Below are 12,458 nucleotides of genomic sequence, written 5' to 3'. Positions count from 1 at the left end.
TCTTTTCCCCGCCGTGCCACTAGAATGCTGCTCATCGGGTCACTGTCAACGGAACTGCCAATGCCGCTCAGATCTGCGTTTTACTCCCAACGTTCGCTGGTACTGACTCTGGTCGCCCTCCTCGGCGCAGGTTTCCTCGCCACCTCGCTGCTCAGCTACTACGCCTCGCGGGCGTCGATCCGCGACAACATCGTCAACACCGAACTGCCGCTGACCTCCGACACGGTGTATTCGGAAATCCAGAAAGACCTCGTCAGACCGATCCTGATTTCCTCGATGATGTCCCGCGACACCTTCATGCGCGACTGGGTGGTGAACGGCGAGAAAGACAGCGATCAGATGACCCGCTACCTCGACGAGGTCATGACCCACTACGGCGCCTACACCGCATTTTTCGTCTCCAACAGCACCCACACCTACTACCACGCCAAGGGCGTGCTCAAGCAGGTGAAGATCGACGAGCCGCGCGACGCCTGGTACTTCCGCGTACGCGACATGAAGGATCCGTACGAGATCAACGTCGACCCGGACCTGGCCAACAAAGACAACATGACCTTCTTCATCAACTACAAGGTCTACGACTACAACGATCGCTTCATCGGCGCCGCCGGCGTGGGACTCACGGTGGACGCGGTGATCAAGCTGATCGACAAGTACCAGCAGCGTTATCAACGCAGCGTTTACTTCGTCGACACCTTCGGCCGACTGGTCTTGACCGGCGCCGAGGGCGGGCCGGAAGGGGCACCAGTCGGGAAAAGCCTGAACGACCTCGACAGCATGAAAGGCCTGGTCAGCCAGTTGCCCAAACCCCACAGCGGCAGCTACGAATATTCCGCCCACGGTCAGGGACATTTCCTCAACGTGCGGTTCATTCCGGAGTTGAACTGGTACCTGTTCGTCGATAAACGCGAAGACGGCGCGCTGAGTGAAATCCGCCAGTCGCTGTACCTCAATTTGCTGATCTGCCTGCTGGTGACGTTGATCGTGCTGGCCCTGGTCAACCGCTTGATCCGCCGCTATCAGGAAAAAATCCACGCCCAGGCCACCCTCGACAGCCTCACCGAACTGCCCAACCGTCGCGGCTTCGACCTGCTCGCCGTGCAAGCGCTGCACGAAGCGCACCGCGAGCCGAAACCGCTGACCGCGCTGCTGCTGGATCTGGACCACTTCAAAGTCTTGAATGACACCTACGGACACATGGCCGGCGATCAGGTGCTGATCGGGTTCGCCCGGGACCTGCAAAGTTGCCTGCGCCACTCCGACATCGTCTGCCGTTGGGGCGGTGAGGAATTTATTGTTCTGTTGAAGGACACCGATGGCGAAACCGGCCAGAAGATTGCCGAGAAGATCCGCCAGCACGTCGAACAGCATGAATATGCCTACAACGGTCACACCTTGAATCTGACCGTCAGCATCGGCGCCACCACTCTGCAACCGGATGACACCTTGCACAGCCTGCTGTCCCGGGCCGATCATGCGATGTACCGGGCCAAACAGACCGGCCGTAACCGCACCTGCGTGGAAATGCCTCACTCGACCTATGCCTGACACTCATGAACACACCTGACCTCTGCCCGGCCTGCGGCGCGCGCAACGACTGCACCCTGGCCGACCCGCGCACCGCCGACCGTGCCTGCTGGTGCTACGGCGTTTCCATTGACCCGGCAGTGCTCGAAGCCCTGCCGCCGGAACTGCGTGACAAGTCCTGCCTGTGCCCGCGTTGCGCCCAGGTCGAGGCGCAACTGCAAGCGGCCAAGCCGCCGATCCCGTAAGATGCGCGGCCCGCTACCTGCCGATTCCTGATCATGCGTGTCGACCGTTTCCTCAGTAACCTGCCCCGCTACAACCGCAAACAGGTTCGCCTGTTGCTGGTGGAAAAGCGCGTGCGCATTGACGGAAAAGTCGTCAGCGACCCTCACAGCGAAGTCCTGGAATTCAGCCGCGTCGAAGTCGACGACGAAGTGCTGCAAAGCGGCAAACCGGCGCGCTACTTCATGCTGTACAAACCAGAGGGTTGCGTCAGCGCCACCCGCGATCCCGAGCACCCGACCGTCCTCGACCTGATCCACGAGCCAGACAAAGACGACCTGCACATCGCCGGACGCCTCGACTTCAACACCACCGGGCTGATGCTGATCACCAACGACGGCAGCTGGTCGCGGCGCCTGACCCAGCCGCAGACCAAACTGCCGAAGGTCTATTACGTCGAGACCGAACAGGAAATCGGCCCGGAATATGCGATCAAGTTCGCCGAGGGGATCTACTTCGCCTTCGAAGACCTGACCACCCAACCGGCGCATCTGGAAGTGCTCGGCCCGCGAACGGCGCGGCTGAGCATCGTCGAGGGTCGTTACCATCAGGTGAAGCGCATGTTCGGCCACTTCAACAACAAAGTGCTGCGCCTGCACCGCGAATCCATGGGGCCGCTGCCGCTGGATCACGCGCTAAAACCGGGCGAGTACCGCCCCTTGCGCACCGAAGAGATTCATTTGTTCTAAGCACCCGACCGCTCAGCAGAAGTTGTCGAACAATTTACCAACGGCACTTGCGCGATCCGGATCCCCCTGCTTGAATCAGGACGTCGGCCAAATTGTGACCGATGAGTCACACATAACTTCTAAGAAACCTTTTGCCGGTAGACAGCCCTCAGGGCTGCGCCTCAGCCGGCAGATTGCCCGCCAATAACAATACCCGTCGACCTGCCGTTCCGGATCGACATGGGCTCCAAAATTCCAGGCGTATGCCTACCTGTCACAAAGCTCGTGCAATCTCTATTTGCGCGCATACCCGCTTGCTTGCCAGGAGTCTTATGACATGAGGCCAGAAATCGCTGTGCTGGATATACAGGGTCAGTATCGGGTTTACACGGAGTTCTATCGCGCAGACGCCGCAGAAAAGACCATCATCCTGGTCAACGGCTCGATGGCCACGACTGCGTCGTTTGCACAAACCGTGAAAAATCTGCACCCGCAATTCAATGTGGTCTGCTACGACCAGCCCTACGCGGGCAAGTCGAAAGTCCACAATCGCCACGAGAAACATCTGACAAAAGAAGTCGAAGGTCTGATCCTGCTGGAGCTGATCGATCACTTCGCGGCCGAACACGTTTTGTCGTTCTCCTGGGGTGGCGCCGCGACCATGGTCGCCCTCGCCCGTCAGCCTCGGAGAATCGAAAAAGCCGTGATCAGCTCGTTCTCTCCGGTGATCAACGCGCACATGCTTGATTACCTCGAACGCGGCGTCGAATGCCTCGGCCAACGTGATGGCGACCGGGTCGGCCACCTCGTCAACAACACCATCGGCAAACACCTGCCGTCTTTGTTCAAGCGCTTCAACTATCGCCACGTCAGCAGCCTCGCCGAGCACGAATACGGGCAGATGCACTTCCACATCAGCGACGTGCTGCACAGCGACCGTCAGTGCTATCTGAACGCGGCGAAGAAAATCAACGTGCCGGTGCTGTTCATGAACGGCGAATGGGACGAATACACCGCCGCCGAAGATGCGCGCCTGTTCGGCAGCCATGTGGCGCAAAGCACCTTCACCACTCTGCAGGCCACCGGGCATTTCCTCGACATGGAACACAAATCCGCCTGCCGGGACAGCCAGAACGCCCTGCTCGGTTTCCTGAAACCGGCGCAACAGGCCAGCCGAACGCGTTACCAGCTCGTCCAGGATCACCATGCATTGGCCATTTGAAACAGTGTCGTCGCGAGCAAGCCTGCGAGGCTGAGATTCAGCCGTCCTCCAGCCCGCAGTGCTTGCCCGCGATTGACCGATTTCGGCTCTGTTTCAGGACTTTCCGTTGTTCGCGTGCAAAGAAAACTTCAAATCCGTGGCCGAGTCTGGTACAAAGTCAGCCGCTCTGAGCGGGTGTCGTATAATGGCATTACTCCAGCTTCCCAAGCTGATAACGAGGGTTCGATTCCCTTCACCCGCTCCAATCATTTCAAGAGTTTCAGCTTAGCTGAGATCCTTCGCCGCCGTTTTGGGGGCCGTTCCGATGTCCGCCACTCCTACCGATGAGAATTTTGAAGGTCCGCAGTTCCTCAAAACACACGGGGACCTTTTCAGCAAACATTTCTCTTCAAAACTGGATGAGCAATCCGCAGTCTTGAAAGCTCACTTGTTGATCGAGGGAGTAATTCGGGATTTTTGCTACCAATCAGTTCGAAATCCCGACCACTTACGCGGATTGCGACTCACCTTTCAGCAAATAGTCGGATTGGCCAGGTCGTTTATGCCCGTTAATTCGGCGACCGAACATTATTGGGTAATGGTGAACCAGCTGAACAAGCTGAGAAATCTGATGGCTCACGAATTAGAGCCAGATCAGGCCAAATCCGATAATTGCCGAGATGCGTTGGTCACCGCCTCTGGAGATACAACATTGAATGGCAGTCTCGCCTACCTTTGCGGAGCGATGCATGCACTGGTTTATGTGTCACTTGAGATTCAAGCTCGCGAGCTTCTATCTGAGGAGGAACGTGAACGTTTGCAAGGCCCGCTACGCTGAAGTTTCTAAAATGTGATGGCCATGCTTGAGATAAATGACGGAGCTACCCCATGTTTTCCATGAAACTCGGATGCCCAAAGGAGTACACGAGTCCATTCGCAGACTTCATTCGTAATGCGAAAGCGGAAGAGAAAAAACGCGTTTACAGTGAAGTGCTGACTGAAGCCATCAAAAAACAGAATGAAATGATGCTGGTGACACGTGTAAAGCAAGCCTGATCACGTTACTGGCCTCCAAAATTGCCCGGCCAAGTGCCGGGCTTTTTCATTCTACCGTTGGCATACTTCTCAAGTTTTTGGACGAAAAGAATACGCGAGTCGCGCGCGGATCATTACAGGGGAGAAACTCAATAAACCGGTGTAAATGGCCGTTTTGGGGCCTGATGTCTAGTGGCACGCAATCTAGTTTTGAACCATTCAGAAACAACACGTTGATTGAATTCCCCCCGTCTACGCTTACGCTCCTGACAGTCAACCACTCATGTCGTGAGCGCTCCTATGTCGAAGCGTTCGGCCCCAAGGGAAATGATCCGCATGCTTTATCCAATCGCAATATCTACCAGCGAAGGCAACTCAACATGGGGTGTTGAAGTACCAGACCTCCCCGGTTGTTTCTCCGCCGGAAACGATCAGGACCATGCGTTGGAAATGGCCAAAGAAGCGATAGAAACCCACATCGCGATTCTCGCTGAGAGCGGTGCCGTGATACCTGCCGCCAGCAAGGTCAGTAACCATGTTTCCGATCCGAGGTTTGCAAACTGCGTATGGGCGCTGGTGGATGTGGACATCAGTCAGTGCCTGGGTAATACGCAAAAGGTCAACATCACACTTCCAGGCTACTTGTTGAGCCGCATAGACCTTCACGTCAGCCAGCATCCGGAGGAAAAGAGTCGTTCCGCTTTTTTGGCTTCGGCTGCGTTGCGTATGTTGAGTTCGTGAATAATCTCGACCCCGATGGATCTGATCTGCACGGAAAATCTGCAATGAACAGCGAAACCATCCGTAACCGAAAAGACCTGAACATTGCATTTGCTCGGATGGAAAAGCTCTGGGGGGCTGAACCCGGATCATCCGATGGAAATGAACTGGAAAACCTCGCAGTGCTTATCGAGCAATATGAGAAGAAGCACTACCCGATGCCCACTGAAAAGAACGACATCCGAACGAACGACCAGTAATCCTGTAGGAATCGCCGCACACAAATATGGCGTGATGCTCGCCATGTTTTCAGACGTTTCCCAGCGACCAGTCCTTGAGACTCCGCTAGCATTCGCACGCCCAAGAGGACGCTTGGGGTTAACGGACGTACTCAACAAGGACGACTCATGCTTTCTTCCGCACGCTTGGGTGATAAACACGTTTACCCGTTGCCAGGACATGGGGAGATGTAGTCCGTGTCCACGAATGCAAGTAAGCGACGCCCGCTCTATATCGTTATGCGGTTACTCATTCTGGTGGTGTTGACGTATCTGGTTTGGTACGTCGCAGTGCCACGCGTCGAGATTGATTTCTCGAAAGAAGGCACAGGTGATTTGAGGTTTGTGCTGAATACGCAAAATGAGATCTTTCGCGGAAACCTTGCCCCCGGAGAGTCTACGGGCGGACCAGGGCATCTGTTTGCCGATGATGACTTTTTTATGGAGTTTGATTGGCGTAATGCCGGGCAAAACCATTGCATCAGGATCACCCCGAAATGGCCCACGACTAAAATTCATATCGGGAGCAATGGCGAGGTTGACCGTAGCGCTGGCAGTGGCACTGATGTCGATCAGCTGGAGCCCTGCGCACCTTGAAGGAGAAAACCTTCGTAAAGTAAAACCGGCTCAATGAGCCGGTTTTTTTATGCCTTCTGAAACATTGCATCAACGCAGTTAACTCTTCAACTCAACATGATCCAGCGCCTGATTCACCGCCAATTCCCCCAGCATCACCAACTGCGCAATGCCTATCGCGGTTCTGCGGTGGGTGGGGTCGAGGGTGGCGGCGAAGTTGTTGAGCATCTCGGATGCCGAACCCAGTGATTCGCTGGCGTTGGCCAGCAGGGATTCGGTGTCGTAGGCCGGGTTGGCGAAGTACATCGGGTCGGGCTGGTTGGTCGTGCCCATGACATGGGCGCCGGGGCAGAGGTAGTGATCGAGGGCACGGTTGGCGGCGTCGTTGAGTTTTCTGGAGTCGACTGAGGTGTAGGGGGATGTTGGGTCGGTTTCGACTTCGGGGGGATTCGGGGTTGGCTTGAACATGATTTCATCTCTCCAAAAACAGGTTGGAGCTGACCCATTCGGTTCCACGCGAGAGGAGGCAGCTGTACGCAGGTTGGAACCCGGGGAGAGACAACCCGGCAGACCCGAAGGTCTCCCGCGCACAGCCGCCATAACAGAGTGCACACATTCAAGGTGCGCAGCATACGTCATGAATAACGATTGTGCGTTCCAACTCTCCTCGGGGTTCCAATCCCGATCGCCGATTCATCAGCGACCCACACAGGCTAGAGCCCGCACTTCCGACGGACAACCTGAAAACCTTGTGGGAAGGTTCAGTAAACGGAACCCACTCTTTAAACATCCCGAATCGAAAAACCGCGTTTACAGATCCCCAACACTCCGCCGGTTCTCACACTCGCCACGACCCGCTAGCATTTCCCCATCGCCCACCACCCTCCCCCTGCTCGGCCATCGACGAATACGCGCCATCACGTTTCGAGGGATTCAAAACCGTGGCCTGCGTGCCACCCAAATCAAATTCAAAAGAGCAGCAAACCCATGACCCAGAACATCTACGACGATCCCGAATTTTTCCAGGGCTACAGCCAGATGAACCGCTCCATCGGCGGCCTCGATGCCGCGCCGGAATGGCCCGCGTTGAAAGCCTTGTTGCCCTCCCTGCACAGTTTGCAGGTGGTGGATCTGGGCTGCGGCTACGGCTGGTTCTGTCGCTGGGCCAGCGAACACGGCGCTGCTGAAGTGTTGGGGCTGGATGTCTCGGAGAAAATGCTCGAACGGGCGAAGGAAACCACCTCGGCCGCGAACATCCGCTACGAACGTGCCGACCTGGAATACCTCGACTTGCCTGCATGCACCTACGATCTGGCCTACAGCTCACTGGCACTGCACTACATCAAGGATCTTTCGGGGCTGTTCGCCAAGCTGCACGCGGCGCTTAAACCCGGTGCGCATTTTGTGTTTTCCATCGAGCATCCGATCTTCATGGCACCGCGCAATCCGGGCTGGCTTATCGACAGCGAGGGCAACAAGCGCTGGCCGCTGGACAGTTATCAGATGGAAGGCGAGCGGGTGACCAACTGGCTGGCCGACGGTGTGATCAAGCAGCATCGCACGATCGGCACGCTGCTCAACGCGTTGATCAACGCAGGTTTCACGATTCAACACCTCAATGAATGGGGCCCGAGCGATGCCGAAGTGGCCGCGCAACCGGCCCTCGCTGAAGAGCGTGAGCGACCAATGATGATGCTGGTCGCAGTACAGCGCTGACTCCGAAAGAAAGGGCCGATCTAATCGGCCATTTTTCATTTCAACGTGTGGCGACAATGAACAACCGCGGAAACGGCAACAACACCGAACCATCCGCCAGCGCCGGATAGGCCTTCGCGACCTCTGCCAGATAATGCGCCAAGTATTCCGCCCGCTCCGCTTCCGTCAACGGACTGAGGAACGGAATCAGACCACTGCCCTTGAACCACTCGACAACACCCGAGGCGCCGCCCGCCAACTGATGGTGATACGTGGTGCGCCACACATCGACCCGCGCGCAATGCGGCCGCAGCATCGAGAAATAGGCACTGGCATCCGCCATTTCCGTCCGCTGCCCCGCCGCCCCCGCCAGTTTGCTGGCCCAAGGCCCGTGGGCAGCCACTTCACGCATCAACCGATGGGACGGCTCGTTGAGGTTGTCCGGCATCTGAATCGCCAGGCTACCGCCCTGCGCCAGCTTGCCCGCCAGCGCCGGCAGCAACGTCGCGTGATCCGGCACCCACTGCAAAACGGCGTTGGCGAAAATCACATCGAACGGCCCTTCATCGGCCCATTTATCGATGTCCGCCACCTCGAACTGCAACTGCGGCAGACGCTTGCGCGCGGCGTCGATCATGTCCGGCGAACTGTCGAGCCCCTGCACTTTCGCCCCCGGAAAACGCTCCACCAACAACTCCGTCGAGTTGCCGGGGCCACACCCGATATCGACCACGGAACGCGCCTCGGGCGTAGGAATCGCCGCCAGCAGGTCGCGGGCCGGGCGGGTGCGTTCATCTTCAAAAGTGACGTATTGTTTGGCGGACCAGGTCATTGCGTTCTCCTGTCTTGGACGTTTTGGCGAAACGTGGAAAAGCAGCTGCCGTCACGATACAGCGATCGTGTTTATCTGCCTTCCCCTACGTACGTCCGATATCGCCGGGAGCGCTGTCTCCGCCGTGCCCACGGGTACTCAGAAAACTGTAAGTAGAATTTTCCGCTCCCCTCCGATGTCAGAATTTCAAGCTCCCCCCAACAAGGAACACGGCCATGAAATTCGCAAAGGTTTCACAGACGCTCGCACTCTGGGCCGGCAGCCCCAAGACGTTCATGGGGGCTTTGATTCTGATCGGGCTCTGGGGGTTGAGCGGGCCGATTTTTCATTTCAACGACACCTGGCAACTGATCATCAATACCTCGACCACGATCATCACGTTCCTGATGGTGTTCCTGATCCAGAACACCCAGAACCGCGACACCGATATCCTTCATTTGAAACTCGATGAGTTGCTGCGAGTGAACAAGGAGGCACAGAACGCGATGCTTGGGCTGGAGTCGCTGGATCTCAAGCAGCTGGAAGCACTGCGCCGGCATTACCGGGCGATGGGCGAGAATGAGGTGTTTGACCTGGAAGGTCTGGGGGACAAGAGCAAGCCAAAACAGGATTTGAACGACTGCTGAAGCAAACAAAAACGGCGCCATGAGCGCCGTTTTTATTACTGCGGATTCAGCGACTGGCCTGAAGTGCCCGAGCCATTTCCAGATGACTCTGCAATTTCGGCAGGGTCTCGTCGGCAAACGCCTTGATCTCCGGCACGTCGGTGGTCTGGGCTTCCTGCTGGATCTGTTCGATGGCTTCTTCCGTGGCCTTGACCTGGCTGGCGGCGTAGGCCTGATCGAAACTCGCGCCTTCTTTGACTTCCGGCATCAACGCCTTCGCCTTGTCCGCGACTTCTTCGCGGGGTGCCACCGGCAGGTCCAGTTTCTTGGCGATTTTCGCCAGATGCTGGTTGGCGGTGGTGCGGTCGTTGATGACGACGATGGTGTAATCCTTGACCTCTTTGGACTCGGCCTTGCTGTGCGCCAGACGACTGGCCTCGATGTCGGCCATGCCTTTGGCCGAGGCTTCGTTGATGAAGTCGGCGGGCGACTGGGCAAACGCGCTGCTGGCAAACAACCCCAGCAGGCTGACAAAACTGATGTGGCGTACTCGGGTGGCCATCCGGCTCATGGTCGCGCCCTCCTTCTCGGCAAATTCAAGCGGGAGCTTGCGCCCCCGCCTCTCAATCAAAACAACCTTCACCGACTATTTCGACTTTTGAGCAGGCTTGCGGCCCATCTCGGTTTTTGGCTCTTTGTCGACTGTCGTGGTGGTGGTTTTCCCACCTTTGCGACCGGCTTCAGACGCCTTGGTCTTATCGTTGGCGAAGTTTCCCGAGTTCGAGTTTCTTGAATTAGGCATGATTCTCTACCCCTTGGTATTTGATCGCGGCGAGCAGGTGCCCGCCTAGATTGAGAATTTCCTGACTGCCAAAGGTTTAGAAAAGTTGCCGGCGCCGCGACGAACGGTGATCCGCCGATCAGCTGTCGAGTGCCCGATGATTCAGGCGTTTGGCGGTGTACATGGCCTGGTCGGCGTGACGGAACAGTTGCTGTTCCTCATCGCCATGTTCGGGATAACGGGCCACGCCGATGCTCGGTTCGATGTACAGGTTGTGTCCGTCCAGGCGCATGGGTTGCACCAGTACCTGTCGGATCTTTTCCGCCACGCTGTCGGCATCGTCGGCAGCGTGGACGCTGTGCAGCAGCACCACGAACTCGTCGCCACCGATCCGCGCCACGGTGTCGGTCTCGCGAACACAGCCCTTGAGCCGGTTGGCCACTGCCTGCAACAGCATGTCGCCGACCGTGTGTCCGAAGGTGTCGTTGACCTGCTTGAAGCGATCCAGATCGACGTAAAGCAACGCCATGTGCCCGGACTGTTCCCGGGCATGGCTCAGCGCAGCCTTGAGCCGGTCGCGCAGCAGTTCGCGGTTGGGCAACTGGGTCAGTTGATCGTATTGCGCCATGCGCCGCAGACGGGCGTGCAGTTGCTGGCGTTCGATGGCGGTGGCGACCTGGGCGCAGACGTATTGCAGCAGTTCTTTGTCGCGCTCGGTGTAGCGCTCGCCGCCAGGCAGGCTTTTGACGATCAGCGCGCCGATGGTGCGGTCTTTCGAACTCAGCGGTACGCCGAGCCAGCACGGCGATTGCTGCCCGGCTACCAGCGCGGCGAACTCCGGCGGCGCGTGAGGGCAATCCGGGGTCAGCAGGATTGGCTGGCCGCTGCGAATCACTTCCGCACACAGGCGTCCGGTGACGGTGCCGGGTTGCTCCGGTTGCAACTCGTCATCGTCGACGTGATAGGGAAAATTCAGCTGCGCGCAATGTTCGTCGTACAACGCCACGGAAAAATTCAGCGCCGGCAGCCACTCGCCAATAATCAGGTGGATGCGCTTGAACAGCGCCAGCAGATCCTCCGCCGCATGGGCCGCTTCGGAGATCGCGTACAGCGCCGCCTGACGGGATTCGGCAAGTTTGCGCTCGGTGATGTCCCGGGCCACGGCGATGCGCAGTTGATCGACTTCCGACCAACGCGCCGACCACAGGATGTGCACGACGCTGCCGTCCTTGCGCAAGTAGCGGTTTTCGAAGTTGTGCTTGGGCTCGCCGCCCATGATGTCGCTGGCGGCAGCCAGGGTGCGCTCACGATCCGCCGGGTAGACGTAATCGATCATCGACTGGCCAATCAGTTCGTCAGGCGTATAGCCGAGAATCCGCTCGCAGGCCGCGCTGACAAAAACGAAACGACCCTGCCTGTCGACCGCGCAAACGGCGTCCAGCAACAGATCGATGTAACTCGCCAGCGGCGCGGAATTTCGGCTTTCCATGGTTCAGAAAAGGTATCCGGACAATGCAGCACTGATCTACCGTCCCTGACTCCAACCTCGCATCCTGCGATTGATTTCAAGCCTTGTTCGGCATCAGCCCCGGCAGCGCATGCACCAGCGCGTTGATGGCAAAACCGATGAACATGACCCCGCACAACCGAGTGATCGCCAGCTCATGGCGCTGGTACAGCGTGCGCACCTGCCGCGCGCCGACGATGCCAATGAGGATAGCGTAGGCGAGCAATCCGCCGAGGAAACTCAGGGCGATCAGCATCGGCAGCATCGACCAGTTGAGCAGTTCGGCGCGGCTCGACAGCAGCGCAGTGAACGTCGCCACCGCCACCGGGTAGGCCTTGGGGTTGGTCAGGCCGAACAGGATGCCGTGCCAGAACGGCTGCCGCGCCGCGCCCTGGGGCTGTTCGCCGTTGCTGCGCTTGGCCCGCACAGCGCGCCAGCCGAGCCAGAACAGGTACAGACCGCTGAGTACGCCGAGTACATCGAACGCCGTGCTGCCGATTTCCCGGGCGCCGACAATCGCGATCAGCGCGGTGCTGCACCAGATCACATCGCCCAGCAGATGCCCGCACAAGAACCCCGCCCCGGCCCGCCGCCCACGTGCCGCGCCGATACCGAATACCGCCAGCACACCCGGCCCCGGCGTGATGCCGTAGATGAAACCCGAGGCCAGCACGGCCATTAGCAACGATGGAGTCATGGAAAACCTGCAAGTCCCGGAAAACGTGGCCGCCAGTCTATCCCAGCGGTTTGT

Annotated in this window: 17 protein-coding genes and 1 tRNA gene; 12 read left to right on the top strand and 6 right to left on the bottom strand. The window is 58.0% G+C overall.

What is annotated here, in order from left to right; translation table 11 throughout:
* Nucleotides 1–60: 60 nt before the first annotated feature.
* The 10 genes from IHQ43_RS07035 (at nucleotide 61) to IHQ43_RS06990 (ending at nucleotide 6,308) form a co-directional block, all read left to right on the top strand.
* Complete coding sequence (locus IHQ43_RS07035) at nucleotides 61–1,548, top strand: sensor domain-containing diguanylate cyclase (protein ID WP_192563850.1); 1,488 nt, start codon at nucleotides 61–63, stop codon at nucleotides 1,546–1,548.
* A gap of 5 nt (nucleotides 1,549–1,553) precedes the next feature.
* Entirely contained in the window at nucleotides 1,554–1,772 is a 219-nt protein-coding gene (locus IHQ43_RS07030; protein WP_192563849.1) for a cysteine-rich CWC family protein, read from the top strand.
* Nucleotides 1,773–1,805: 33 nt separating this feature from the next.
* Nucleotides 1,806–2,498, top strand: a complete 693-nt coding sequence (locus IHQ43_RS07025) for a pseudouridine synthase (RefSeq protein ID WP_192563848.1) — start codon at nucleotides 1,806–1,808, stop codon at nucleotides 2,496–2,498.
* Nucleotides 2,499–2,814: 316 nt separating this feature from the next.
* Nucleotides 2,815–3,699 carry an alpha/beta fold hydrolase gene (locus IHQ43_RS07020; RefSeq protein ID WP_192563847.1) on the top strand — a complete coding sequence of 295 codons (885 nt, stop codon included), beginning with the start codon at nucleotides 2,815–2,817 and terminating at the stop codon, nucleotides 3,697–3,699.
* A 170-nt stretch (nucleotides 3,700–3,869) separates the two neighbouring features.
* Nucleotides 3,870–3,943: transfer RNA gene (locus IHQ43_RS07015), tRNA-Gly, on the top strand.
* A gap of 60 nt (nucleotides 3,944–4,003) precedes the next feature.
* Nucleotides 4,004–4,516, top strand: a complete 513-nt coding sequence (locus tag IHQ43_RS07010) for a hypothetical protein (RefSeq protein ID WP_192563846.1) — start codon at nucleotides 4,004–4,006, stop codon at nucleotides 4,514–4,516.
* A gap of 50 nt (nucleotides 4,517–4,566) precedes the next feature.
* Entirely contained in the window at nucleotides 4,567–4,734 is a 168-nt protein-coding gene (locus tag IHQ43_RS07005) for a hypothetical protein (RefSeq protein WP_192563845.1), read from the top strand.
* Between the two features lie 315 nt (nucleotides 4,735–5,049).
* Nucleotides 5,050–5,454 (top strand): type II toxin-antitoxin system HicB family antitoxin, encoded by a 405-nt coding sequence (locus tag IHQ43_RS07000; RefSeq protein WP_192563844.1) that lies wholly within the window; start codon nucleotides 5,050–5,052, stop codon nucleotides 5,452–5,454.
* Nucleotides 5,455–5,498: 44 nt separating this feature from the next.
* Nucleotides 5,499–5,693, top strand: a complete 195-nt coding sequence (locus IHQ43_RS06995) for a hypothetical protein (protein WP_192563843.1) — start codon at nucleotides 5,499–5,501, stop codon at nucleotides 5,691–5,693.
* Nucleotides 5,694–5,909: 216 nt separating this feature from the next.
* Nucleotides 5,910–6,308: a hypothetical protein gene (locus tag IHQ43_RS06990; RefSeq protein WP_244142247.1), complete on the top strand. Its 399-nt coding sequence runs from the start codon at nucleotides 5,910–5,912 to the stop codon at nucleotides 6,306–6,308.
* 78 nt (nucleotides 6,309–6,386) lie between these two features.
* Here the strand turns inward: IHQ43_RS06990 and IHQ43_RS06985 are convergent, their stop codons facing one another.
* Nucleotides 6,387–6,755 (bottom strand): DUF6124 family protein, encoded by a 369-nt coding sequence (locus IHQ43_RS06985; protein ID WP_192563842.1) that lies wholly within the window; start codon nucleotides 6,753–6,755, stop codon nucleotides 6,387–6,389.
* A 519-nt stretch (nucleotides 6,756–7,274) separates the two neighbouring features.
* Between IHQ43_RS06985 and IHQ43_RS06980 the strand changes: the two genes are divergently transcribed.
* Entirely contained in the window at nucleotides 7,275–8,003 is a 729-nt protein-coding gene (locus IHQ43_RS06980; RefSeq protein ID WP_192563841.1) for a class I SAM-dependent methyltransferase, read from the top strand.
* A gap of 40 nt (nucleotides 8,004–8,043) precedes the next feature.
* On the opposite strand, the gene tam is transcribed toward IHQ43_RS06980, so the two are convergent.
* Nucleotides 8,044–8,814: a trans-aconitate 2-methyltransferase gene (tam, locus tag IHQ43_RS06975; protein WP_192563840.1), complete on the bottom strand. Its 771-nt coding sequence runs from the start codon at nucleotides 8,812–8,814 to the stop codon at nucleotides 8,044–8,046.
* Nucleotides 8,815–9,029: 215 nt separating this feature from the next.
* On the opposite strand from tam, the gene IHQ43_RS06970 reads away from it, so the two are divergent.
* Nucleotides 9,030–9,440 carry a low affinity iron permease family protein gene (locus IHQ43_RS06970; protein ID WP_192563839.1) on the top strand — a complete coding sequence of 137 codons (411 nt, stop codon included), beginning with the start codon at nucleotides 9,030–9,032 and terminating at the stop codon, nucleotides 9,438–9,440.
* Between the two features lie 46 nt (nucleotides 9,441–9,486).
* Here the strand turns inward: IHQ43_RS06970 and IHQ43_RS06965 are convergent, their stop codons facing one another.
* From IHQ43_RS06965 to IHQ43_RS06950, 4 genes are all read right to left on the bottom strand, one after another.
* Nucleotides 9,487–9,990, bottom strand: a complete 504-nt coding sequence (locus IHQ43_RS06965; RefSeq protein WP_039772728.1) for a DUF4142 domain-containing protein — start codon at nucleotides 9,988–9,990, stop codon at nucleotides 9,487–9,489.
* A 75-nt stretch (nucleotides 9,991–10,065) separates the two neighbouring features.
* Complete coding sequence (locus IHQ43_RS06960; RefSeq protein ID WP_074691067.1) at nucleotides 10,066–10,221, bottom strand: KGG domain-containing protein; 156 nt, start codon at nucleotides 10,219–10,221, stop codon at nucleotides 10,066–10,068.
* Between the two features lie 118 nt (nucleotides 10,222–10,339).
* On the bottom strand, nucleotides 10,340–11,689 hold the full coding sequence (locus IHQ43_RS06955; protein WP_192563838.1) for a sensor domain-containing protein: 1,350 nt from the start codon (nucleotides 11,687–11,689) through the stop codon (nucleotides 10,340–10,342).
* Between the two features lie 76 nt (nucleotides 11,690–11,765).
* Entirely contained in the window at nucleotides 11,766–12,404 is a 639-nt protein-coding gene (locus tag IHQ43_RS06950; RefSeq protein ID WP_192563837.1) for a LysE family translocator, read from the bottom strand.
* Nucleotides 12,405–12,458 lie beyond the last annotated feature (54 nt).

It is taken from the genome of Pseudomonas gozinkensis, from assembly GCF_014863585.1.
Lineage (GTDB): Bacteria > Pseudomonadota > Gammaproteobacteria > Pseudomonadales > Pseudomonadaceae > Aquipseudomonas > Aquipseudomonas gozinkensis.
The sequence above is the reverse complement of the archived record's forward strand: the minus strand, read 5'-3'. Positions and strand labels throughout refer to the sequence as shown.